Raw genomic sequence first — 21,899 nt, forward strand, 5'->3', positions numbered from 1 at the left:
GCTCCTCGCAATGACGGGTTGATGCACCCCACGAAGCATCTCCCACATAGTTTCACGCATCACGATAAATTATTGTTCGAAACCCCATCGCAAACCCTCCCGTAGTTTGAGCCAACGACGGCGCTACTGCCTCACGTCAAACTGTCGCAAGCGCCATTGTTGCCCAACTCGAACGCCGGCCAATGCCGGTCACCATCCAATCGGGAGACTCTCCATGTCGAAGCGTATTGCCTATCTCGCTGCCGCCGCGTTCAGCACCCTGGCCATCACCGCGACCGTCGTCGCGCCCGCCCGCGCCGAGGAAAAGACCGTCATGGTCGGCGGCGCCGCGATGTTCCCGTCCAAGAACATCGTCCAGAACGCCGTCAACTCGAAGGACCACACCACGCTGGTGGCGGCGGTGAAGGCGGCCGGCCTGGTGCCGACGCTGGAAGGCAAGGGCCCGTTCACGGTGTTCGCGCCGACCAACGCCGCCTTCGGCAAGCTGCCGGCCGGCACCGTCGACACTCTGGTCAAGCCTGAGAACAAGCCGACTCTGACCAGGATCCTGACCTACCATGTCGTGCCCGGCAAGCTCGAGGCCTCCGACCTCACCGACGGCAAGAAGATGAAGACCGCCGAAGGCGAGGAACTGACGGTGAAGAAGCAGGACGGCAAGGTCTGGATTGTCGATGCCAAGGGCGGCACCTCGATGGTGACGATCAGCAACGTCAACCAGTCCAACGGCGTGATCCATGTGGTCGATACCGTGCTGATGCCCGCGACGTAACCCCGCGCGGTCCGGCTTCCCCCCCCGAACCGGATGCGACGAAAAAGCGAGCCGGGGATACCCGGCTCGCTTTATTGTGACCACTATAGCTCGCCGGTATCGATTCGATGTCGGACGGGGCGTAACGAAAGCGGAAGCATCGGCGTATAATTGCTGTCAGACGATGTTCAGGACGGAACCATCATGTCGAGCCTCACAGTCACCGACGAGCAGGTCAGCGCCGCCCCGGCCAAAGTAATCCAGCCGGCCTGGGTCCGGGTCATGCACTGGATCAACGCCCTCGCCATGATTCTGATGATCCTGTCGGGTTGGCAGATCTACAACGCCTCGCCGCTGTTCGGCTTCACTTTTCCCCGCGACTACACGCTCGGCGGCTGGCTCGCCGGCGGCCTGCTCTGGCATTTTGCGGCGATGTGGCTGTTGATGATCAACGGCCTCGCCTATCTCGTCACCGGTTTCGCCACCGGCCGCTTCCGCAAGAAACTGCTGCCGATCACCCCGTCCGGCGTGCTTCATGATGTCAGGGCGGCGCTGACCTTCAAGCTCGGCCATGCCGATCTCACCGTCTACAATTACGTCCAGCGCATGCTCTATGCCGGCATCATCGTGGTCGGCGTGCTGATCGTGCTGTCGGGTCTGTCGATGTGGAAGCCGGTGCAACTGCATTGGCTGGTCATGCTGTTCGGCGACTATCCGACCGCGCGCTACATCCATTTCTTCTGCATGGCCGCGATCTGCGCCTTCCTCGTCATTCACGTTGTGCTCGCGCTGTTGGTGCCGAAGAGCCTGCGCGCGATGATCATCGGCCGTTGAGCGGAGCAAGAACCATGGCAAAACGCTCATTCCTGATCCCCGGCGTCGACAAGCGGCTGCTGATCAAGGACTCCCTCAAGACGATGCCTGATGTCAGCCGTCGCCGCTTCATCGCGGGCGGCGCCAGCTTGGGGGCGCTGACGCTGCTCACCGGCTGCGACGTGATCGACTCGTCCTCCGCCGAGGAGATGCTCAAGACGGTTTCGAAATTCAACGACGCCGTGCAGGATTTCATCTTCAATCCCGACGCGCTGGCGCCGACATTCCCCGAGAGCGCGATCACCAAGCCGTTTCCGTTCAACGCCTATTACGATCTCGACGACGCGCCGGATGTCGACGGCGCCGACTGGAAGCTCGAAGTCCGCGGCCTCGTCGACAACAAGAAGTCCTGGACGCTTCCGGAGTTGTACAAGCTGCCGCAGGTCACGCAGATCACCCGTCACATTTGTGTCGAGGGCTGGAGCGCGATCGGCAGCTGGACCGGCACGCCGTTGCGCGACTTCCTCAAGCTGATCGGTGCCGACACGCGCGCAAAGTACGTCTGGTTCCAGTGCGCCGACAAGGACGGCTACAATTCTCCGCTCGACATGCGTACCGCGCTGCATCCGCAGAGCCAGATGACGTTCAAATACGCCAACGAGATTTTGCCCCGCGCTTATGGGTTTCCAATGAAGATCCGCGTGCCGACCAAGCTCGGCTTCAAGAACCCGAAATACGTCGTGTCGATGGAAGTCACCAACGACTACAAGGGCGGCTATTGGGAAGACCAGGGGTATAATTCGTTCAGCGGGAGCTAGTCACGCTGTCCTACGGCACCGAGCTCTTCGGCCCCACCTTGCGCTGGCACAGCGCCGCAACCGCACCCAACGCCAGCAGCGCCGCCGACACATTCAGCGCGTAACTCAAGCTCCCCAGCGCATCCGTGATCGCGCCGACCACGATCGGGCCGAGCGTCTGGCCGACGCCGAACGAGATCGTCATCGCCGCGATCGCGGTCGGCCACACCTCGGGCGGGTAGTTGAAGCGCACGAAGGCGGTGGTCGAGCCGACCACGGCGAAGAAGGCGACGCCGAACACGACGGCGGAGACCGCGAGCCATGCCGGCGAATGCCCGAGCATCGGCAGGGCGGCGCCGAGCGCGTTGGTGCCGAGGATGATGGCGGTGGCAAGTCCGCCGCGATCGAGCGCGAGCACGCCGCGCCAGGCCCACGGCGTGACGAAGGCGCTGAGACCGATCAGGCTCCAGAACGCCGCCTGCGCCGCGGGGCCGCCGCCGCCGTCGCGCACATAGGCGATCATGAAGGTCATGTAGGCGATGTAGCCCGCGCCGAACAGGAAGTAGCCGGCGAGATAGATCAGCACGGGCACAATCGCGAAGGCGGCGTGACCGCCTTGCGAGAAACGCACCCCGCTCTCGATGCGGACCAGGAACAGCGGCACGGTCATCACGACGGACAGCAGCGTCAGCGCCCACCACACGATCCACCACGAGCCCGGCCCGAAATATTGCAGCGTGAACGGGGCGATCAGGCCCGAGGCGAGAATGCCGATGCCCGGCCCGGCATAGAACAGGCTGAGGAGGAAATTGGCCCGCAGCGGGCGCGATTGCGCGATCGAAGCGGCCAGCGCGCCTCCGGCGACGAAACCGGCGGCGGCACCGAAGCCGAGCACGAGGCGCGCCAGGCTCAATGCAACGAAATTCCCGGTCAGCGCGCAAGTCGCAAGGGCGGTCCGCGGCGACGCAGGCCAGGGTTCCGCCGCGGATCGCGGCCGCCCAGCCGACGCGCTGGATCAGCCGGGACGCCACAAGCGCGCCCGCGAGATAGCCGACGGCGTTGATGGTGTTCATGAAACCGGCGGCCGAGTAGGACCAGCCGAGGTCTTCCCGCATGTCCGGCAGCACCAGGGCATAGGCAAAGCGGCCGATGCCGAGCCCGACCGTCGCAGCCAGCGACAGGGTCAGGATCAGCCGCGCGGGATGGGCGTCGGGTGGAGGGCGGCGGTCTTGAGCAAAACAGTCTTGGGCGGGCAAGGGGTACTCCGGCATGCGCAGTGTGGCAGGCCCTGCCTGCCTTGCACAGCCGCGAGGCGGCAATGGTGTCTTGCCAAGCGCGCAACGCCGCTCTAGCACTCCGGCCGAAATTCAAGAGCGCCGTCATGCCCGGCCTTGTGCCGGGCCATGACGAAACGGAGGAAGAACGTCATGGCGACCCACAAGCTGCTGCTGCTCCCCGGCGACGGTATCGGCCCCGAAGTGATGGGCGAGGTGAAGCGGCTGGTCGACTGGCTCAATTCGGCCGGGATCGCCAAGTTCGAGACCGACACCGGCCTGGTCGGCGGTTCGGCCTATGACGCGCACAAGGTGTCGATCTCGGAAGGCGACATGGCCAAGGCGCTTGCCGCCGACGCCATCATCTTCGGCGCGGTCGGCGGCCCGAAATGGGATGCCGTGCCCTACGAGGTGCGCCCCGAAGCCGGCCTGCTGCGCCTGCGCAAGGATCTCGCCCTGTTCGCCAACCTCCGGCCGGCGGTGTGCTATCCGGCGCTGGCGGATGCCTCGAGCCTGAAGCGCGAGGCGGTCGAGGGCCTCGACATCGTGATCGTGCGCGAGCTCACCGGCGGCGTCTATTTCGGCGAGCCCAAGACCATCACCGATCTCGGCAACGGCCAGAAGCGTGCCATCGATACTCAGGTCTACGACACCTATGAGATCGAGCGCATCGCCCGCGTCGCCTTCGAGAGCTTGCGAAGAAGCGCAAGAACAAGGTGACGTCGATGGAGAAGCGCAACGTCATGAAGTCGGGCGTGCTCTGGAACGAGGTCATGACCCAGGTCCACAAGCGCGAATACCCTGATGTCACGCTCGAGCACCAGCTCGCCGATTCCGGCGGCATGATGCTGGTGAAGGCGCCGAAGCAGTTCGACGTCATCGTCACCGACAATCTGTTCGGCGACATGCTGTCCGACATCGCCGCGATGCTGACGGGTTCGCTCGGCATGCTGCCCTCGGCCTCGCTCGGCGAGGTCGATGTCAAGAGCAAGAAGCGCAAGGCGCTGTACGAGCCCGTGCACGGCTCGGCGCCCGATATCGCAGGCCAGGGTCTCGCCAATCCGATCGCGATGATCTCGTCCTTCGGCATGGCGCTGCGCTATTCCTTCGACATGGGCGATCTCGCCGACAAGGTCGATGCCGCGATCGCGGCCGTGCTGGCCAGCGGCCTGCGCACCGCCGACATCAAGTCGGACGGCACCACAGCCGCCTCGACCACGCAGATGGGCGAAGCGATCTTGAAGGAATTGCAGAAGCTGCACGCTTAGAGTCGTAGCCCGGATTGCTTCGCGAAATCCGGGCTACACGACAAACAAAAATGGCCGGGCGCGAGCCCGGCCATTTTTGATTCAGGTCGATAATTCCGCCTCAGTACAGCGGGAAATTTCGCGGGTATCCGCCAACATCCGACGGGGTGCTGAGCGGCTGGCGATCGATTGGACGGGTGTTGTTCTCGCGCGCGAATGTCGGGAGACCATTCTCCGGCGGAAACGCATAGTCGGAGAACTTGCGGTCGCCCGGATTGACCTCGGTGCCGCCGTCGAGCCAGGAGCGCTTGCTCACATAGAGGCGGGTGCGGCCCTGCTGATAGACGGTGTTGGGGCCGCTCGGTCCGTAATAATGCCGGCCGCGATCGTCATAGCGCTTGGGCTTGGTGTCGGCCGAGGCCGGCGTCGCGAGGCTCATGGCAAACCACGGCGCCTGCCGCGAGCCACGTCGCCAATTTGGCAGAGAATTTCGAGCTCATCACGTCCCCTTCAGGCGGCAGCCGCCAGTCGATATCATCCCATACTAGCCCGGCCGGGGCGGCCGCAACTAGGTCTATTGGGTCACACCAGCGCGGAATAATCGTGCGCGTTGGCAAAAGTTGCATGAATACCAGCCACTTGAGCTTGATGCCGGTCAGAGCGCTCCGCGCAATTGTGCGTTCGCGGCACCCAGCAGCCAGTCCGACGAACCCTGGGAAGTGCAAGCGCGGCGCTTCAGCTCCGCATGGGCGAACAATTCGGCCAGCTTCGGCTCGTTGCCCGAGGTGAGTAGCGTCAGCCGGTTCAACGTGCAGGCGATCGCCGCGCGCCGCTCGGGCAGGGTGCCGCCCTGGCAGGAGAAGCCGGAGATCTGGAGCGCTGGCTCCTCGCTGCGCTTGAGGTAGCCGAGGCAGGACGACGCGCCCGCCGCTGTGCCCGTTGGCCGGAACAGGGCGACATGGCCGAATTTGGTGTCGATCAGGCCGGCCTGCTCAAGTGGGGTCGCGGTGCCCAGTCCCATCTGGACGGCCAGGTCCGCGGTCGCCGGACGCGCCACGTCAAATTCGTCGCCTTCCCGGTAAATCTCGAGCTCGGCCACGGGCCTGTCCGCCTCGCTCGCCCAGCGCATCACGTCCCTGCGGCCGCCTTCGGGATGCCTGAGGATGGTGTAGGCTCCTGTTTTTTCTGATGAATCGAGCCGGCTGAGGGCGAAGGCCGGATGCGAGCGGTCGGCTACGCTCCAACCCGGCTTCACCGCCGGCCCATCGTCGCGGAGCTCAGGCAGCTGGCCGAGTGCCGCAAGCCCGAGGATGGCAAACAGCACCAAAGCCCCCACATAGACGAACAGACGCGCCAGCGTGCCGACGATCTCATCGGCGAAGGCTGCGAGCGTCAATTGGATTTGGGTGGGGGTTGCGGCCGTGCTGGCCTCAGGCGACTGCATCCACGGCCTTCAGGCATGGTCCAACGTTGTCTTGAGGCCGGTTCTCGCATAGAAGCGCTGCTCTTCCTGTTTAAGCCTCAGCTTCAGGAAAGAGCTTTTTCGTCGGAGAGTGAACGATGGGTTACAAAGTCGCAGTCGTCGGCGCGACCGGCAATGTCGGACGGGAAATGCTCAACATCCTCGATGAGCGCAAATTCCCCGCGGACGAGGTGGTGGCCCTGGCGTCACGCCGCAGCATGGGCGTCGAGGTCTCCTATGGCGACCGCATCCTTAAGGTCAAAGCGCTCGAGCATTACGACTTCTCCGACGTCGACATCTGCCTGATGTCGGCGGGCGGCGAGGTGTCGAAGGAATGGTCGCCGAAGATCGGCGCCGCCGGCACCGTCGTGATCGACAATTCCTCGGCCTGGCGCATGGATCCGGACGTGCCGTTGATCGTGCCGGAAGTGAACGCGGACGCGACCGCGGGCTTCAAGAAGAAGAACATCATCGCCAACCCGAACTGCTCGACCGCGCAGCTCGTGGTCGCGCTCAAGCCCTTGCACGACAAGGCGACCATCAAGCGCGTGGTGGTCTCGACCTATCAATCGGTGTCGGGCGCCGGCAAGGATGCGATGGACGAACTGTTCTCGCAGACCAAGGCCGTCTACACCAACCAGGAGCTGGTCAATAAGAAGTTTCCCACGCGCATCGCCTTCAACGTCATCCCCCAGATCGACGTCTTCATGGAGGACGGCTACACCAAGGAAGAGTGGAAGATGATGGCGGAGACCAAGAAGATTCTTGATCCCAAGATCAAGCTCTCCGCGACCTGCGTGCGCGTGCCGGTTTTCGTCGGCCATTCCGAGGCCGTCAACATCGAGTTCGAGAATCCGATCACCGCGGACGAAGCGCGCGACATCCTGCGCAAGGCCCCGGGCTGCCTCGTCATCGACAAGCATGAGCCCGGCGGCTACGCTACGCCGTACGAAGCGGCCGGCGAGGACGCCACCTATATCAGGCCGCATCCGCGAGGACGCGACGGTGGAGAACGGTCTCGTGCTGTGGTGCGTGTCGGACAATCTGCGCAAGGGCGCCGCGCTCAATGCGATTCAGATCGCCGAAGTCCTGATCAACCGCAAGCTGATCAGCGCGAAGAAAAAGGCGGCGTAAGCGCGGGATCCCACCATCTCTCCAAGATGACGAAAGAAGTGGTGGGCACGCTTCGCTTTGCCCACCCGACGAAGGGCGACTTCAAGCCACGCTTCGCGCGTTCTTGAATTCCTTCGCGTCCTTGTCCAGCACGAACAGCGACCCTTCCGCGACGCCGAAATAGGCGCCGTGGGTCTGCATCTGGCCGGCATCGACCGCCTTCTGCACGAACGGGAAGGTCATCAGGTTTTCGAGGCTGCGGAACACCGCGGCCTTCTCGATGCGCTCGACGAATTGCGCCATGGTTTCGTGGTCGCGCTGCTCCACCACTTCGCCGGGCTTGATGAACATCTGCATCCATTTGCCGATGAAGTCGCCAGGCGTCAGCGGCTCGATCTTGTCGACGAAAGCGCGGATGCCGCCGCATTGTGCGTGCCCGAGCACCACGATGTGCTTCACCTTCAGCACCGTCACGGCATATTCCAGCGCCGCAGAGACGCCGTGAGCGTTGCCGTCGGGCTGATACACCGGCACCAGATTGGCGATGTTGCGGACCACGAAGAGTTCGCCCGGGCCGACGTCGAAGATCACTTCGGGCGAGACGCGGCTATCGCAGCAGCCGATCACCATCACTTCCGGGAACTGCCCCTTCACCGACAGCTCGCGGTAGCGGGTCTGCTCGGTCGGCAGCCGCTGGGTCGCGAAGGCCTTGTAGCCTTCCAGCAAGTGCTCTGGGAATGTGTTCATGGCCTATGCCTAATCATATACCGCAGGGGCGAACAAGCCTTTCGAATAGGCAGGCCAGATGCTATCGGCTTCGGTCGGAAGTGAGACGAGGAAACCGGAAGGAACGCTTGCATGACCCGCCCCGCGCCGCAGCCATCTGTTCATGCCCGGCTCCAACCCCCGCGCGCTGGAAAAGGCGCGCAATCTCGCCGCCGATGGCCTGATCCTCGATCTGGAAGACTCCGTCGCGCCTGATGCGAAGGCATTGGCGCGCGACGGGATCGCTGCCGCGATCGCGGCCAAAGGGTTCGGCAAGCGCGAGATCCTGATCCGGACCAACGGCCTCGACACGACTTGGTGGGCCGACGATTTCGCGATGGCGGCCAAGGCCTCGCCCGACGGCATCCTGGTCCCGAAGGTCTCCACCGTCGAGGACCTCGACACGATCGGCCGCCGTCTCGCCGAGCTCGGTGCGGCGCCGACCGTAAAAGTCTGGGCCATGATCGAGACCGCGCGCGCGGTGCTGCATGCGGAGGAACTGGCTGCCGCCGGGCGCGATCCCAAGAGGCGCCTGTCAGGTTTTGTGTTCGGTCCGAACGACATTTCGCGCGAGACCCGGATCAAGATGCTGCCGGGCCGCACCGCGATGATCCCGATGATCACGCATTGCATCCTGGCAACGCGCGCCCACGGCCTCGAAATCCTCGACGGTCCCTACAGCGACATCGCCAATTCCGACGGCTTCGCCACCGAATGCGCGCAAGGCCGCGATCTCGGTTTTGACGGCAAGACGCTGATTCATCCGTCGCAGATCGACGCCTGCAACGCGATCTTCACGCCGCCCGAGGAGGAAGTCGCGCGCGCGCGAAAAATCATCGCGGCGTTCGAATTGCCGGAGAACGTCTCGCGCGGCGCGATCCGTCTCGACGGCGCCATGGTGGAGCGCCTGCACGCCGACATGGCGCGACGCACGATCGAGATCGCGGATGCGATCGCCGCGATGGGCAAGCCGTAGCTCAGCCTCCTCGGCGCTTCCATACAATGGGCGCGGGTCCCTCGGGAACCGACGCCATCATCGGCCGTTGCTTTGCACGAGCGGCTGGGACAATCGGAGCCCGCCTTGGCGCGGGCTATCGCTGCATGCGCATTTGGCAAGGAAGTTCGCCGGCCTTCACGTTCGTGTTCACCATGGGCATCGTCAATCTGTTCGGCGATGTCACCTATGAGGGCGGCGGCAGCATCAATGGCCCGTTCATGGCGACGCTGGGGGCGAGCGCCGCCGTGGTCAGCATCACCGCCGGCGCGGGAGAGTTTCTTGGCTATGCGCTGCGGCCCTTCTCCGGATACCTTGCCGACAAGAGCGGGCGCTATTGGCTCATCACCTTCATTGGCTATGGCATCAACCTGATTGCGGTGCCTGCGATGGCGGTTGCAGGAAACTGGCAGATCGCCGCTTTGCTGGTGCTGGCCGAGCGTGTCGGGCGCGCGATCCGCAAGCCGACGGTCGAGGCGATGATCTCGTACACGACCGGCGAACTCGGCAAGGGGTGGGTTTACGGTCTCAACACCGCGCTCGACGAGGTCGGAGCTACGATCGGACCGCTCATGATTGCCGCCGTCCTTTTCTGGAATGGCAGCTATCAGCTGGGCTATCTGCTGCTGCTGATTCCGGCGTTGCTTGCATTCCTCTCGCTCGCTGTGGCGCGCGCCGGCTTTCCCGTGCCTTCGAAGCTCGAGCAGGGTCAGACCGCTTCGGCCGGTGATTTCTCGCCTGCCTTCTGGGGCTACATGATCGCAGGCGCATTCTTTGCTGCCGGCCTTATGAGCTTTGAGCTGATCTCGTATCATTTCGATCGAACGCACGTCGTGACCGGGCAGTGGATACCTGTCTTCCTCGCGATCTCCACCGGATGCGGAGTCCTCGTCAGTCTTGCTTTCGGGAAGCTGTTCGATCGCTTCGGGCTGCCGGTCCTGCTCGTTGCAGTTCTGCTGTCGGCGACGTTCTCGCCCTTCGTGTTCTTCGGCGGCTTCGGCACGGCGCTTGTGGGCATCGTATTGTGGGGAATCGGCTACGCCACTCAGGACACGCTGCTCAAGGCGCTGGTTGCCACCGTCCTGCCGGAAGGCAGGCGCAACCTTGCCTTCGGTCTGTTCTATGGAGGCTATGGCATTGGCTGGCTGATCGGCAGTGTCGTGACGGGTCTGCTCTATGAGCGCTCGATTCTGGCGCTGGTCATCTTCGCAATCGCCGCGCAGCTTGCATCTTTGCCGATGTTTGTCCTTGCCAGCCGCTTACAGCGTTAGCGGGTCACCGGCGCCGCAATCATCGCTGCCGCGCGTCCGCTCCGCTGGCATAGAGCAGGCGCCCCGACAAATGACCCGCATCCGTAAGGACGGGCAGCAGGCACAGGAACCCAGCAATGCGCAGGGCAGATATTCAGTGCGCCGTGGGTCACCCGATCGAGCGCTCCAACGTCGACGCATTGGCACAGTAGCCCTGAAAGTTCTCCGTCGCGCTGGATCAAATTAGGTGCTCAGCCGAACCGCTCCGCCGCCCACGCATACAGGCTGCCCGGGATCGGCTTTTCGCCGCCGCGGCCCTTGGGCGAGATGTGCAGGCCGATGATGTCGGGGTCGGTGATGAGGCCGAGATAGCTCGACGGATCGAAGAACAGTTTTGGCTCGGCATGCACGGCGTAGAACGACTGCTTCGGCAATGCGCAGCTCAGCTCGCCGGTGCGGCGCGCGAGCGCGGTCAATGCCGCTGGTCCGAAGATCGCGACGCGGATGTCGGAGAGGCGGTTCGAACCGCCGCGCAGGCGACGCATCGCAAAGGTGACGCGATGGCGCAGCGACAGCCAGTTCGGCGTCAGCTCCTCCTGCTCCATCAGCTCTTCGAAGGCGGCAACGATGCCGTGCTTGGGCGGCAGGTAGATCACGGAATTGCCGAGCTGGCGCGGCCGCTCCCAGGCGAAGTAGGGTTTTGCCGGATCGATCTCGACGGGCTTCAGCAGCAGCACGTCGGCATCGAGCCACAGGCCGAGGCCCTTTGCCATCAGCTTCATGCGGCAGGATCGCCTCCGCCTCCGTATTGCCAACGCCTGCGCGCAGGGCCGCGATCTCGGTTTTGACGGCAAGACGCTGATTCATCCGTCGCAGATCGACGCCTGCAGCGCGATCTTCACGCCGCCCGAGGAGGAAGTCGCGCGCGCGCGAAAGATCATCGCGGCGTTCGAATTGCCGGAGAACGTCTCGCGCGGCGCGATCCGTCTCGACGGCGCGATGGTGGAGCGCCTGCACGCCGACATGGCCCGACGCACGATCGAGATCGCGGACGCGATCGCGGCAATGGGGAAGAGTTGAGGGGCACGGTTCCGCTCAAGCCGAACGAACATCGACTCAGTCGCCGGTATGTCCGGAGAGCGGCGGTCCTCTAACGACCACCATCCCGGCTTTTCCAGTTGCGGTGGTGAGAGACAATGCTACCCTCACGCCAGATATTGATCCAGGCAAGCATTTGATGCGCATCTTTTTTGTATCGGTCCTTCTCGTTACGTCATTTTCATTCGCCACGCCGGCGCTTGCGCAGCAGGCTCGGGTTGCGCTCGTCATCGGTAATGGCGCCTATGAGAAGGTGCCCGAGTTGCCAAACCCGACGCGCGATGCGGCCGACATCGGCCGCGCGCTGGAGCGGCTCGACTTCAAAGTCACCCAGGTTAAGAACGCGACTGCGCAAGAGATGAGGAAGGCTGTCGTCGAGTTCGGCCGCTCTGCTGACGGAGCAGACCTTGCGGTTGTATTCTATGCCGGACATGGCATGGAGGTCAGTGGCGAAAATTGGCTGATTCCGGTCGGCGCAGAGCTGCGCAGCGATTCCGACATCGAAAGCGAGGCCATCAGCCTGCGCTCGGTGAGCCTCCAGGTTTCGAAGGCACGAAAGTTGGGCCTTGTGATACTGGACGCATGCCGCAACAATCCCTTTGCCGCAAAGATGAGGCGTTCGATGAGCACCCGGGCCGTGGCTCGCGGACTCGCACCGACGGAGCCATCCGATAACGTTCTGATTGCGTACGCCGCCCGGGACGGTACTACGGCAAGTGACGGGGATGGCCGGAACAGCCCATTCACGGCATCGCTCCTTCGCCACATTGAAACGCCGGGCCTGGAGATATCGTTTCTGTTTCGTCGTGTTCGTGACGACGTGATGGCGGCCACTAGGCGCGAGCAGCAGCCTTTCGTATATGGCTCTTTGTCGAAGGAAGAGATTTACCTGAGAGCTCCTGTGGCGAGCGGTCAAGCGCCAGCCGCGTCGGTTCCCGCGTCCGCAAATCCTACAGAAGACGAGAAGTTTTGGCTGGCTATCCAGACGTCCACGGTGGCAGGCCTTTATGAGGAGTTTCTGGCCAGGTATCCCCGCAGCAGCCACGCCGCAGAAGCGCGCCAGCGGGTCAAGAATTTCAGGGCCAACGAAGTTGCGGTGCTCTCATCTCCAGCCGCTCCTTCGAAATCGGACGCAAAAACTGTCGTCCGAAATCTATTTGCGCCCGAAGATAACCAGAAAGTTGCAGTCATCGCGGCAGCTCAGCAACTCAAACTGCCAAGCTTCGCTATCTCGCCTGATCAGAACGATCCGCTCAATGCCAACTCCAGATTTGTCGGCGTGTGGTCCAACAAGCGTGGATGGGCGAATGGCAAAGGGCGGTATGCCATGCTGATCGTTACGGAGGTCTCTGCCACCGGGTTAGCCAGGGGATACTACCTCTGGGGGCCGCCGAGAAAGACATCGTGGGTGAAAGATGAGGCGGGGTACCGATCGTTCGTGGAGTATATTACGGATAACAAATTTTCAATCAACGGGACGCCAGTTGCTGTCAGGCTGGAAAAGAACGTCCTTGCCCTCTCTTCCTTCAAAAAGGAAAATCCAGCTGAGACGGTGAGCATAGAGCTTCACCCGGTCTGGCAGCTTTTGCCGGTGCCAAAGGAAGTTGAGCCTTCGACCAAACGCGAGAAAGCCTCGCAGCCTCGCCCAGTCAAAAAGGAAAGCGCGGCTGAACCGAGCCCTCCAGGTCATGTCGGAGGAACGAGCATGGAAGAGCGCTATCGCGCCTGCAAAAAGCTCGTGAAGGGATTTGCCCAGCGTGATGCTTGCGCGCGAAATGGCGCGATTTAGAGGCCGGTTGACGTTCCGTCGGGTGACGCCGCCTCAGCTCGGCGTAACGTCGGCGCGATCGAGCGACTCCAGCGTCGAAGAATTTGCGCAAAAGCCGCGGTAGTTCTCCGCGGCGGTGCCGTCGGCGAGTTCGCGGTCGCATTGGCCCTTTTGATTGCAGAGCGAGCAGACCCGCTCCATGTCGCGCAGCAGCGGCTGCGCGCGGCCGAGCCTTTCGGCGCTGATGCCGAGCTGTTCGAGCATCTTCGGCAGCTCGTCGGCGGCGTGCTTGCCGTGGCGGACCAGCTCTTCGAGATCGTCAGGCGCGATCCTGAGGTCTTGCGCGATCCGGTCGAAATCGGCGCGGTCGAGCTGCCGGATCTCGTTCAGCTCGCGGCGATGCTTCAGCCAGCTTGCAAAGGACTCGATGAGGTCCTGGACGACAGGATAAGGCCTGCTTGCGGTGCTCATACGAAGCTCCGTTGGGCGCGTGCGATGGGAGCAAGACTAGGCATCATGGTGCAGGACCGTGTTGCGCTGGATCAAATTTGAGATAGCGAGGCCACGGCCGCCGCTGCACCTCTCCCGCAGGCGGGAGAGGGAGCGCACCTTCTGCGTGATAGCTATGCGAACCGCTCCGCCGCCCATGCGTACAGGCTGCCCGGGATCGGCTTTTCGCCGCCGCGGCCCTTGGGCGAGATGTGCAGGCCGATGATGTCGGGGTCGGTGATGAGGCCGAGATAGCTCGACGGATCGAAGAACAGTTTTGGCTCGGCATGCACGGCGTAGAACGACTGCTTCGGCAATGCGCAGCTCAGCTCGCCGGTGCGGCGCGCGAGCGCGGTCAATGCCGCTGGTCCGAAGATCGCGACGCGGATGTCGGAGAGGCGGTTCGAACCGCCGCGCAGGCGACGCATCGCAAAGGTGACGCGATGGCGCAGCGACAGCCAGTTCGGCGTCAGCTCCTCCTGCTCCATCAGCTCTTCGAAGGCGGCAACGATGCCGTGCTTGGGCGGCAGGTAGATCACGGAATTGCCGAGCTGGCGCGGCCGCTCCCAGGCGAAGTAGGGTTTTGCCGGATCGATCTCGACGGGCTTCAGCAGCAGCACGTCGGCATCGAGCCACAGGCCGAGGCCCTTTGCCATCAGCTTCATGCGGAAGAAGTCACTGAACTGAAGCGTGGTCCAGTCGCGCCAGCCACCGTCCGGCTGCGGCGGCCGCAATCGTTCGGAGAACGCATGCGGCAGGATCGCCTCGGCCTCCGCATTGTCGACGCCGGCGGGCAGCCCGGGAATGGTGTCAAAGCTGTAGACCGTGACCTTGTGGCCGGCCGCGAGCTGCGAACGGAGACAGGTCTGGCGCAGGGTGTCCATCGGGCCATGCCAGAAGGTGACAATGTCGGGCAGCATGCGCGAAGCTATACGAGATAATGAGGGCAAAGAAAAAGCCCCGGCGCTGATGGCACCGGGGCTCGTGTAAAAGCTTGCGATCAAAGCCCAGGCGCGTTCGCTCTTGAGCTTCTCTTCATAAGTGTCGATCGAGGACTTCTTCTCCATGGTCAGGCCGATGTCGTCGAGGCCGTTGATCAGGCAGTGCTTGCGGAACGGGTCGATCTCGAACTTGACCGTGCCGCCGTCAGGGCCGCGGATCTCCTGGTTCGGCAGGTCGATCGTCAGCGTCGCATTGGCGCCGCGCTCGGCGTCGTCGAACAGCTTGTCGAGGTCTTCCTGCGACACGCGGATCGGCAGAATGCCGTTCTTGAAGCAGTTGTTGTAGAAAATGTCGCCGAACGAGGTCGAGATCACGCAGCGGATGCCGAAGTCGAGCAGCGCCCAGGGCGCGTGCTCGCGGCTCGAGCCGCAGCCGAAATTGTCGCCGGCGACCAGCACCTTCGAATTGCGATAGGCGGGCTGGTTGAGGACGAAATCCGGATTCTCGCTGCCGTCGTCCTTGTAGCGCTGCTCGGAGAAGAGCCCCTTGCCAAGGCCGGTGCGCTTGATGGTCTTGAGGTACTGCTTCGGAATGATCATGTCGGTATCGACATTGATGATCTTCAGCGGCGCCGCGACGCCTTCCAGCGTGGTGAACTTGTCCATGGTTGCGCTTTCCCGGGGTGGCTCAGAAGAACCGATATTTATCGCGATCGAGCCCCAAATCCTAGGCCGAATTCGGCAGATCTCGTCTGCTCAACCCGGCTCTTGGGCCTCAATCGCGGCCATATCGTCGTCCGAGAGGCCGAAATGATGGCCGATCTCGTGGATCAGGACGTGGCGGAGGATATGGCCGAGGCTCTCGTCGTGCTCGGCCCAGTAATCCAGGATCGGCCGGCGGTAGAGCCAGACCATGTTGGGCAAACGCGCCACATCGCCAAAACTCTGCTGCGGCAGGCCGACGCCCTGGAACAGGCCGAGCAGGTCGAACTCGCTTTCGCATTCCATCGCGTCCAGGACTTCCTCGGTCGGGAGGTCGTCGACGCGGATGATCACGCCCTCGCAGAGCTTGCGAAATTCCGTTGGCAGGCGCTCGAAGATGTCATGGGCCGTCGCTTCCATCTCGGCCAGCGAAGGCGCTTTCAATTCCGTCCACATGGATCCCTCTTAGCGCGGGTTCCGCGGCGATGCATCCGGCATTATAAGCGCGGCGAGGTTGACGGGCGCCGTCAAAACGGGGAGCGTAGGCCTCGAATAGGACGTTCAAGTGGGCGGAAAAATGCGAACGAAAACAGCGCTGACGCTACTGTGCATGGGGTTGTTTTCGCAGTTTTGCGTTGGCGCGGAAGCCCAGACCGCGGCCCACGGCATCAGGCTGGCCCAGGCGGCCTCGTCAGACGATGTCCCGCCGCCGCGCAAGCGGCGGCCGGCGCGTCTGCGCGTTACGCCCTACTACACTCCTGACGGCGTCTATCCGCGCTACAACCCCGGTCCCGATGCGGTCCGCGAGTGCAACGCCACCTATGTGCAGGAATACCGCCCCAGCGGCACGGTGATCGTGCCGCATATGAGCTGCTACTGGCGTCGGGGCTGAGTTGGCCGATCCCGCCGGCAGCACCGCATGCGGGCGCAGCAGAGGTCGATCATGACGAGATGGATCGGAGTAGCGGTTGCCCTCGGGCTGATCGTCGCTTTACCCGGCGTCTCCATTGCCGCGACGCAGGATGCCGCGACAAGAAAGGCGTCGGCGTCCGCAACGGACCTCGGTGCGCGGCGTCACGGACGCCATCATGACGCTGTGCGCCGCGTCGCACCTCACGAGCCGCGTTACTACGCGCGGCCTGTCTACTACCGCCCTTATCCTTACGGCGTGCCCGCACCGTTCGTGCTCAGCTTCGGGCCGTGGTGGTGACGTCGCAGCACGACGCCGGGAACATCGTTCATTCATGAGGCATTCACGTCGCCGTCCCTAATTTAATCTCGGGAGCGACCGTCAATGAACAGCGCAGACGCACGGCGCGAACGAGCGTCGCAACTCCGCTGTCCAGATTCAGGGAGAAATCGATGCTGAGGATATTGGGTCTCAGAGCAAGCCCGATCCGCTTGCTCGGGATTGCGGCCGCCACGACGCTGATGCTGTCGGCCGGGACCACGCGTCGTGCTGAAGCAATGACTCCGATCAATCCGACGGCGTTGCCGGCGGCGAAGGCCGCAAGCGACGACATGATCCAGGTTCGTCACGGCGGCGGTGGCGGCGGTGGACATGGCGGTGGTGGACATGGCGGCGGCTTCCATGGAGGGGGCGGCTTCCACGGTGGCGGAGGACATTTCGGCGGCTTCCGCGGCGGTGGCTTTCGCGGCGGTGGCTTCCACGGTGGTGGCTTCCGCGCCGCGCCCGCCTTTCATGGTGGCGGCTATCGCTACGGCGGAGTTCATCGCTTTGGCGGCTATCACCGTTATGGCGGCTATCGTCCCGCCTACTACGGCCATCGCCATTTCCACCGGCGCTATTACGGCGGCTACTATCCCTATTACAGCTATCCGCGCCGCTGCCGGGTCATCTGGACCTATTACGGCCCGCGCCGCGTCTGCCGCTGGCATCGCTGGCACCATCCGTACCGGTATTGGTAAGCACGATCGAAATGAAAAGGGCGCCTCGGTGGCGCCCTTTTTCATTCGGTGGCTTAAAGCCAATCCTTCAGCTTCCACGAAGCCGACTTCCAGCGTGTGAGGTTCTCCAGCTTCCACTGCTTGAACATCGCCGGCGGCCAGCGGCTGAGCCTTGAGGTTTCCTCGACCTCGGGTTTGGCGACGATGCGCAGCGGCGCGGTGCGCCGCCGATGCTGGGGCGTCGCCGCGCTGATCAGATCGACATATTCAGGCTTGTTGACCATGAGGCGTGTCCTCGCGAAACCGTCGCGAGGACGCAGTATCGGCGCTGCCGATTAACGGCGGTTTGCCGCGATCGTTCAAATTGCAGGAAGCGGCTCAGCGCCACTCCCTGACGTCGACGAAGTGACCCGCGATCGCCGCGGCCGCCGCCATCGCCGGCGACACCAGATGGGTGCGGCCCTTGAAGCCCTGGCGGCCCTCGAAATTGCGGTTCGAGGTCGAGGCGCAACGCTCTTCCGGAGCCAGCTTGTCCGGGTTCATGGCGAGGCACATCGAGCAGCCCGGCTCGCGCCATTCGAATCCGGCCGCGATGAAGATCTTGTCCAGACCCTCGGCCTCGGCCTGCTCCTTCACGAGGCCGGAGCCCGGCACGACCATGGCGTTGACATGCGCTGAAACGGTCTTGCCTTGCGCAATCTTTGCTGCCGCGCGCAAATCCTCGATGCGGCCGTTGGTGCAGGAGCCGATGAAGATGCGGTCGAGCTTGATGTCGGTGATCTTCGTGCCCGCGGTCAGGCCCATGTACTTCAAGGCGCGGTGCTTCGACAGGCGCTTGGCCTCGTCCGCGATCTTGTCGGGGTCGGGCACGATGCCGGTCACCGAGATCACGTCCTCGGGGCTCGTGCCCCAGGTCACGATCGGCGGCAGCTTGGCGGCGTCGAGGCGCAGCTCGTGGTCGAAATGCGCGCCCTCGTCGGAGCGCAGTTTCTCCCAGTAACGCATCGCCGCGTCCCAGGCGGCACCCTTCGGCGCCTTGGGACGATCGCGCAGGAAGTCGTAGGCTTTCTGATCGGGCGCAACCAGGCCGGCGCGCGCGCCGCCTTCGATCGACATGTTGCAGACGGTCATGCGGCCTTCCATGCTGAGCGCACGGATCGCATCGCCGGCGTACTCCAGCACGTAGCCGGTGCCGCCCGCGGTGCCGATCTCGCCGATGATGGCCAGGATGATGTCCTTGCCTGTCACGCCGTCCGGCAATTTGCCGTCGACGGTGACGCGCATGTTCTTCGCCTTCTTCTGGATCAGCGTCTGCGTCGCCAGCACGTGCTCGACCTCGCTCGTGCCGATGCCGTGCGCGAGCGCGCCGAACGCGCCATGCGTCGAGGTGTGGCTGTCACCGCAGACGATGGTGGTACCGGGCAGCGTAAAGCCCTGCTCGGGGCCGATGACGTGGACGACGCCCTGGCGCCTGTCGAACTCGTCGTAATATTCGATGCCGAATTCCCTGGCGTTGTCAGCCAGCGCCTTGATCTGCTCGATGCTCTCCGGATCCGGGTTCGGCTTGGTGCGGTCGGTGGTCGGGACGTTGTGATCGACGACAGCGAGCGTCTTCTCGGGCGCGTGGACCTTGCGCCCGGTGGTGCGTAGGCCTTCGAACGCCTGCGGTGAGGTCACCTCGTGCACCAGATGGCGATCGATATAGAGCAGGCAGGTGCCGTCCTCGGCTTCGTGCACCAGATGGTCGTTCCAGATCTTGTCGTACAATGTGGTCGGCTTGGACATGAGCGTCAGCTCCAGGAATGTTGTGTAGAGCGGGTTGCGCGGGTGGCGCGCGGGGCAACAAAATCGTCAGCGCAGCTTTTAGGCTGCGCGCGTAAGCTCTGACGTTGCCGAGGTCGCGAAGCGCCCGAAGAACCGGCCAGGCAGCCGTGAGCGATCGTCGATGACGATGCGCTTGGCGGACGAGAGGCTGGTCGGATCTGGAAACATTCCAAGAATATATAGCAGGCCGAATTGGAATCGCGAGGGCTTTCAAGGCTCGCGCAAGACATGCCCCTCACCCTGAGGAGCGCGCCTCAGCGCGCGTCTCGAAGGGCGAGGCCATCGGCGGGCCTGCATCCTTCGGGACGCGCGTTCCGCGCTCCTCAGGATGAGGGGCGAGACCTGCGAGCAGGCAACAAAAAAGCGCGGGGTTTGGCCCCGCGCTCTCCGAAACTCGCCTGTAAGCGAGAGCTTACTCGTTGACGGCGGTGGCGCGGTCCTGCTTTTTCTCGACGATGCGGGCCGACTTGCCGCGAAGGCTACGGAGATAATAGAGCTTGGCGCGACGCACCTTACCGCGGCGCACCACCTTGATCGAGTCGATCATCGGCGACATCACCGGGAACACGCGCTCGACGCCCTCGCCGTAGGAAATCTTGCGGACGGTGAAGCTCTCGTTGAGCCCACCGCCGGAGCGGCCGATGCAGACGCCTTCATAGGCCTGCACGCGGGATCGGTCGCCTTCGACCACCTTCACGTTGACGATCACGGTGTCACCCGGTCCGAACTCCGGAATCTCCTTGCCGGCGGCGAGCTTGTCGAATTGCTCTTTTTCAAGCTGTTGGATCAGGTTCATGGGTAAGTCTCCATCGGCGCGCCCAGCCGCAGGACGGGGGCTGCGCGAAATTCGTCTATCCAGCTATTGCGGATGTGGCCGCTCCTATAGGACAAGCCGGAGCGTTTGTCACCCGTCTGTCTTGTTTTTTGGCGTTTTTTGGCGTCCGGCCCGATTCGGGGCCTTGCTTGGGATTTGGGCCCACAAATCGGGTCGCCGGGCCGCCGTCAGGGCCTCCGCTTCCGCCCGCCGCCAGCCAGCGACCTTGGCATGGTTGCCTGAGGTCAGGATTTCGGGGATCGGAGTTCCCTCGAACAGCTGCGGACGGGTGTATTGGGGGTATTCGAGCAGGCACGTCCGAAAAGCTTTCCTCGGTTCCCGAGGCTTCCTTGCCCATCACGCCCGGCAGCAGCCGGACGCAGGCATCGATCAGGGCCAGGGCCGCGATTTCGCCGCCGGAGAGGACATAATCGCCGATCGAGACCTCCTCCAGCCCCCGCCCGTCGATCACCCGCTGATCCACCCCCTCGAACCGCCCGCAGACGATCAGGGGACCCGGACCCTTGGCCAGCTCCAGGACGCGGGCCTGGGTCAATGGCCGACCCCGAGGGCTCATCAGCAGTTTCGGCCGGTCCTGTTCGCTTTTGGCGGCATCGATGGCCGCCGCCAGAACATCGGCCCGGAGCACCATGCCCGGCCCGCCACCGGCCGGGGTGTCGTCGACGCTGCGGTGGCGGTCGGTGGCCGAGGCCCGGATGTCCCGCGCCTCCAGCTCCCAAAGCCCGGACGCCAGCGCCCGGCCGGCCAGGCTCACGCCCAGCGGCCCCGGAAACATGTCCGGAAACAGCGTCAGCACCGTCGCGCGCCAAGGTAGGGGATTGGTCATTGGTCCTAAGAAATCCGTCGTCCCAGCGAAGTCCCGGGACCCATAGCCACCGCTGCCCGTTTTGCGATGATCGGCGCTACAGCTTAACCAAAACCACGGCCTGTGGTTATGCGTCCCGGCCTTCGCCCTTGTCCTCGCCTTCGATCTCCTGCGGCAGCGCGATCACGACGCGGCCGCCGGCAAGATCGACCTCGGGCACCACCGCGTTCGTGAACGGCAGCAGCAGCGTCGGGCCTTTGGGCGGAGCGATCTCGATGAGGTCGCCGGCGCCGAAATTATGAATCGCGAGCACGCGGCCGAGCGCGTCGCCGTCAGGGGTGACGGCGGCAAGCCCGATCAAATCGGTGTGGTAATATTCGTCCGCGTCGGTCGCGGGCAGCTTTTCGCGCGCGACGTAGAGCTCGATGCCGTTGAGCCGTTCGGCCTCATCGCGGGTCGTGACGCCCTTGAACGTCGCGACCAGATGATCCTTGGCCTCGCGTGCCTGCGCGACCTCGAACTGGCGCTTGCCGTCCTTCGACGAGAGCAGACCGTAGCGCCTGATGGCAAAGGGATCTTCGGTGAAGGTCCACAGTTTGACCGCGCCGCGCACACCATGCGCGGCGCCGATCCGCGCGACGCAGACCAGCTCCGGCATGGTCTGGCCTTAACCCTTCGCGGCGGCTTCGGCCTGCGCCTTGCGCTCCTTGCGCGGCACGGCCTTCTCCGGATTGTTGCGCGCTTCGCGCTTCTTGACGCCGGCGGCGTCGAGGAAGCGCGACACACGGTCCGACGGCTGCGCGCCCTTGGCGAGCCAGGCCTTGACCTTGTCCATGTCGAGCTTCAGGCGGGTCTCGTTGTCCTTCGGCAGCAGCGGGTTGAAATAGCCGAGACGCTCGATGAAGCGGCCATCACGGGGAAAGCGCGAATCGGCGACGACGACGTGATAGACGGGGCGCTTCTTGGTGCCTGCGCGGGCGAGGCGGATAACGACGGACATCTGGTTCTCCTTGAAAGTACGGTTTGTTCGGTTGATCGGTATTCCGCGTTGCGCGGGATGCTTGCG

Annotated in this window: 19 protein-coding genes and 8 pseudogenes; 12 read left to right on the forward strand and 15 right to left on the reverse strand. The window is 63.7% G+C overall.

All coding sequences use genetic code 11. The annotated features are described in order from the left end of the window. The first annotated feature begins 214 nt into the window (after positions 1-214). From ACVWW3_RS31910 to ACVWW3_RS31920, 3 genes are all read left to right on the forward strand, one after another. Entirely contained in the window at positions 215-769 is a 555-nt protein-coding gene (locus tag ACVWW3_RS31910; RefSeq protein ID WP_456652010.1) for a fasciclin domain-containing protein, read from the forward strand. Positions 770-952: 183 nt separating this feature from the next. Continuing rightward, positions 953-1,582 (forward strand): cytochrome b/b6 domain-containing protein, encoded by a 630-nt coding sequence (locus tag ACVWW3_RS31915; RefSeq protein WP_456652009.1) that lies wholly within the window; start codon positions 953-955, stop codon positions 1,580-1,582. A gap of 14 nt (positions 1,583-1,596) precedes the next feature. Then, the gene (locus tag ACVWW3_RS31920) at positions 1,597-2,379 is read left to right on the forward strand and encodes a molybdopterin-dependent oxidoreductase (protein ID WP_247344544.1); all 783 of its coding nucleotides are present in this window, start codon (positions 1,597-1,599) and stop codon (positions 2,377-2,379) included. Between the two features lie 10 nt (positions 2,380-2,389). On the opposite strand, the pseudogene ACVWW3_RS31925 reads toward ACVWW3_RS31920, so the two are convergent. Next, positions 2,390-3,629: pseudogene (locus ACVWW3_RS31925) on the reverse strand (YbfB/YjiJ family MFS transporter). A gap of 156 nt (positions 3,630-3,785) precedes the next feature. On the opposite strand from ACVWW3_RS31925, the pseudogene leuB reads away from it, so the two are divergent. Then, a pseudogene (gene leuB / locus ACVWW3_RS31930) lies at positions 3,786-4,900 on the forward strand (3-isopropylmalate dehydrogenase). A gap of 100 nt (positions 4,901-5,000) precedes the next feature. Here the strand turns inward: leuB and ACVWW3_RS31935 are convergent. Both ACVWW3_RS31935 and ACVWW3_RS31940 read right to left on the reverse strand, forming a co-directional pair. After that, positions 5,001-5,379 (reverse strand): annotated as a pseudogene (locus ACVWW3_RS31935) (hypothetical protein). A gap of 155 nt (positions 5,380-5,534) precedes the next feature. After that, entirely contained in the window at positions 5,535-6,323 is a 789-nt protein-coding gene (locus ACVWW3_RS31940) for a hypothetical protein (protein ID WP_456652006.1), read from the reverse strand. A 116-nt stretch (positions 6,324-6,439) separates the two neighbouring features. Here ACVWW3_RS31940 and ACVWW3_RS31945 point away from each other — a divergent pair. Further along, positions 6,440-7,475, forward strand: a pseudogene (locus ACVWW3_RS31945) (aspartate-semialdehyde dehydrogenase). Positions 7,476-7,556: 81 nt separating this feature from the next. On the opposite strand, the gene ACVWW3_RS31950 reads toward ACVWW3_RS31945, so the two are convergent. Then, positions 7,557-8,201, reverse strand: a complete 645-nt coding sequence (locus tag ACVWW3_RS31950) for a carbonic anhydrase (RefSeq protein WP_247444113.1) — start codon at positions 8,199-8,201, stop codon at positions 7,557-7,559. 136 nt (positions 8,202-8,337) lie between these two features. Here ACVWW3_RS31950 and ACVWW3_RS31955 point away from each other — a divergent pair, with 136 nt between their 5' ends. Both ACVWW3_RS31955 and ACVWW3_RS31960 read left to right on the forward strand, forming a co-directional pair. Next, on the forward strand, positions 8,338-9,195 hold the full coding sequence (locus ACVWW3_RS31955) for an HpcH/HpaI aldolase/citrate lyase family protein (protein WP_456672433.1): 858 nt from the start codon (positions 8,338-8,340) through the stop codon (positions 9,193-9,195). A 173-nt stretch (positions 9,196-9,368) separates the two neighbouring features. Next, the gene (locus ACVWW3_RS31960) at positions 9,369-10,484 is read left to right on the forward strand and encodes an MFS transporter (protein ID WP_456652004.1); all 1,116 of its coding nucleotides are present in this window, start codon (positions 9,369-9,371) and stop codon (positions 10,482-10,484) included. Positions 10,485-10,714: 230 nt separating this feature from the next. Here ACVWW3_RS31960 and ACVWW3_RS31965 read toward each other — a convergent pair. Further along, positions 10,715-11,248, reverse strand: a pseudogene (locus tag ACVWW3_RS31965) (hypothetical protein); the annotation flags it as partial. 25 nt (positions 11,249-11,273) lie between these two features. On the opposite strand from ACVWW3_RS31965, the pseudogene ACVWW3_RS31970 reads away from it, so the two are divergent. Continuing rightward, a pseudogene (locus tag ACVWW3_RS31970) lies at positions 11,274-11,543 on the forward strand (CoA ester lyase); the annotation flags it as partial. 157 nt (positions 11,544-11,700) lie between these two features. Continuing rightward, positions 11,701-13,350 (forward strand): caspase family protein, encoded by a 1,650-nt coding sequence (locus tag ACVWW3_RS31975; protein ID WP_456652003.1) that lies wholly within the window; start codon positions 11,701-11,703, stop codon positions 13,348-13,350. 33 nt (positions 13,351-13,383) lie between these two features. Here the strand turns inward: ACVWW3_RS31975 and ACVWW3_RS31980 are convergent, their stop codons facing one another. From ACVWW3_RS31980 to ACVWW3_RS31995, 4 genes and pseudogenes are all read right to left on the reverse strand, one after another. After that, positions 13,384-13,800 (reverse strand): hypothetical protein, encoded by a 417-nt coding sequence (locus tag ACVWW3_RS31980; protein ID WP_456652002.1) that lies wholly within the window; start codon positions 13,798-13,800, stop codon positions 13,384-13,386. 152 nt (positions 13,801-13,952) lie between these two features. After that, complete coding sequence (locus tag ACVWW3_RS31985) at positions 13,953-14,738, reverse strand: hypothetical protein (protein ID WP_456652001.1); 786 nt, start codon at positions 14,736-14,738, stop codon at positions 13,953-13,955. 84 nt (positions 14,739-14,822) lie between these two features. Further along, positions 14,823-15,425, reverse strand: a pseudogene (gene leuD / locus ACVWW3_RS31990) (3-isopropylmalate dehydratase small subunit); the annotation flags it as partial. 90 nt (positions 15,426-15,515) lie between these two features. Continuing rightward, positions 15,516-15,917, reverse strand: a complete 402-nt coding sequence (locus ACVWW3_RS31995; RefSeq protein WP_456652000.1) for a metallopeptidase family protein — start codon at positions 15,915-15,917, stop codon at positions 15,516-15,518. A gap of 154 nt (positions 15,918-16,071) precedes the next feature. Between ACVWW3_RS31995 and ACVWW3_RS32000 the strand changes: the two genes are divergently transcribed. From ACVWW3_RS32000 to ACVWW3_RS32010, 3 genes are all read left to right on the forward strand, one after another. Further along, positions 16,072-16,353 (forward strand): hypothetical protein, encoded by a 282-nt coding sequence (locus ACVWW3_RS32000; RefSeq protein WP_247344596.1) that lies wholly within the window; start codon positions 16,072-16,074, stop codon positions 16,351-16,353. A gap of 51 nt (positions 16,354-16,404) precedes the next feature. Continuing rightward, positions 16,405-16,671 (forward strand): hypothetical protein, encoded by a 267-nt coding sequence (locus ACVWW3_RS32005; protein WP_247344509.1) that lies wholly within the window; start codon positions 16,405-16,407, stop codon positions 16,669-16,671. A 152-nt stretch (positions 16,672-16,823) separates the two neighbouring features. Continuing rightward, on the forward strand, positions 16,824-17,390 hold the full coding sequence (locus tag ACVWW3_RS32010; RefSeq protein ID WP_456651999.1) for a hypothetical protein: 567 nt from the start codon (positions 16,824-16,826) through the stop codon (positions 17,388-17,390). Positions 17,391-17,443: 53 nt separating this feature from the next. Here the strand turns inward: ACVWW3_RS32010 and ACVWW3_RS32015 are convergent, their stop codons facing one another. The 6 genes and pseudogenes from ACVWW3_RS32015 to rpsP all read right to left on the reverse strand — a co-directional run bounded on the left by ACVWW3_RS32015 (position 17,444) and on the right by rpsP (position 21,833). Further along, positions 17,444-17,653, reverse strand: a complete 210-nt coding sequence (locus ACVWW3_RS32015; protein ID WP_247344503.1) for a hypothetical protein — start codon at positions 17,651-17,653, stop codon at positions 17,444-17,446. 94 nt (positions 17,654-17,747) lie between these two features. Continuing rightward, entirely contained in the window at positions 17,748-19,154 is a 1,407-nt protein-coding gene (leuC, locus tag ACVWW3_RS32020) for a 3-isopropylmalate dehydratase large subunit (RefSeq protein ID WP_247444103.1), read from the reverse strand. Between the two features lie 451 nt (positions 19,155-19,605). Beyond that, positions 19,606-19,989 carry a 50S ribosomal protein L19 gene (gene rplS, locus ACVWW3_RS32025; protein WP_247344496.1) on the reverse strand — a complete coding sequence of 128 codons (384 nt, stop codon included), beginning with the start codon at positions 19,987-19,989 and terminating at the stop codon, positions 19,606-19,608. Between the two features lie 108 nt (positions 19,990-20,097). After that, positions 20,098-20,854, reverse strand: a pseudogene (trmD, locus tag ACVWW3_RS32030) (tRNA (guanosine(37)-N1)-methyltransferase TrmD). Positions 20,855-20,960: 106 nt separating this feature from the next. Continuing rightward, a complete protein-coding gene (gene rimM / locus ACVWW3_RS32035; protein ID WP_456651997.1) occupies positions 20,961-21,491 on the reverse strand; it encodes a ribosome maturation factor RimM in 531 nt (176 codons plus the stop codon). Between the two features lie 9 nt (positions 21,492-21,500). Next, positions 21,501-21,833 carry a 30S ribosomal protein S16 gene (gene rpsP / locus ACVWW3_RS32040; RefSeq protein WP_014438992.1) on the reverse strand — a complete coding sequence of 111 codons (333 nt, stop codon included), beginning with the start codon at positions 21,831-21,833 and terminating at the stop codon, positions 21,501-21,503. Positions 21,834-21,899: the final 66 nt, after the last annotated feature.

The organism is Bradyrhizobium sp. LM2.9 (genome assembly GCF_054056555.1).

Coding starts and splice junctions, on each gene's coding strand:
- ACVWW3_RS31910 (WP_456652010.1), top strand. CDS start 215: ATGTCGAAGCGTATTGCCTATCTCGCTGCCGCCGCGTTCAGCACCCTG.
- ACVWW3_RS31915 (WP_456652009.1), top strand. CDS start 953: ATGTCGAGCCTCACAGTCACCGACGAGCAGGTCAGCGCCGCCCCGGCC.
- ACVWW3_RS31920 (WP_247344544.1), top strand. CDS start 1,597: ATGGCAAAACGCTCATTCCTGATCCCCGGCGTCGACAAGCGGCTGCTG.
- ACVWW3_RS31940 (WP_456652006.1), bottom strand. CDS start 6,323: ATGCAGTCGCCTGAGGCCAGCACGGCCGCAACCCCCACCCAAATCCAA.
- ACVWW3_RS31950 (WP_247444113.1), bottom strand. CDS start 8,201: ATGAACACATTCCCAGAGCACTTGCTGGAAGGCTACAAGGCCTTCGCG.
- ACVWW3_RS31960 (WP_456652004.1), top strand. CDS start 9,369: ATGGGCATCGTCAATCTGTTCGGCGATGTCACCTATGAGGGCGGCGGC.
- ACVWW3_RS31975 (WP_456652003.1), top strand. CDS start 11,701: ATGCGCATCTTTTTTGTATCGGTCCTTCTCGTTACGTCATTTTCATTC.
- ACVWW3_RS31980 (WP_456652002.1), bottom strand. CDS start 13,800: ATGAGCACCGCAAGCAGGCCTTATCCTGTCGTCCAGGACCTCATCGAG.
- ACVWW3_RS31985 (WP_456652001.1), bottom strand. CDS start 14,738: ATGCTGCCCGACATTGTCACCTTCTGGCATGGCCCGATGGACACCCTG.
- ACVWW3_RS31995 (WP_456652000.1), bottom strand. CDS start 15,917: ATGTGGACGGAATTGAAAGCGCCTTCGCTGGCCGAGATGGAAGCGACG.
- ACVWW3_RS32000 (WP_247344596.1), top strand. CDS start 16,072: ATGGGGTTGTTTTCGCAGTTTTGCGTTGGCGCGGAAGCCCAGACCGCG.
- ACVWW3_RS32005 (WP_247344509.1), top strand. CDS start 16,405: ATGACGAGATGGATCGGAGTAGCGGTTGCCCTCGGGCTGATCGTCGCT.
- ACVWW3_RS32010 (WP_456651999.1), top strand. CDS start 16,824: ATGCTGAGGATATTGGGTCTCAGAGCAAGCCCGATCCGCTTGCTCGGG.
- ACVWW3_RS32015 (WP_247344503.1), bottom strand. CDS start 17,653: ATGGTCAACAAGCCTGAATATGTCGATCTGATCAGCGCGGCGACGCCC.
- leuC (WP_247444103.1), bottom strand. CDS start 19,154: ATGTCCAAGCCGACCACATTGTACGACAAGATCTGGAACGACCATCTG.
- rplS (WP_247344496.1), bottom strand. CDS start 19,989: ATGAACCTGATCCAACAGCTTGAAAAAGAGCAATTCGACAAGCTCGCC.
- rimM (WP_456651997.1), bottom strand. CDS start 21,491: ATGCCGGAGCTGGTCTGCGTCGCGCGGATCGGCGCCGCGCATGGTGTG.
- rpsP (WP_014438992.1), bottom strand. CDS start 21,833: ATGTCCGTCGTTATCCGCCTCGCCCGCGCAGGCACCAAGAAGCGCCCC.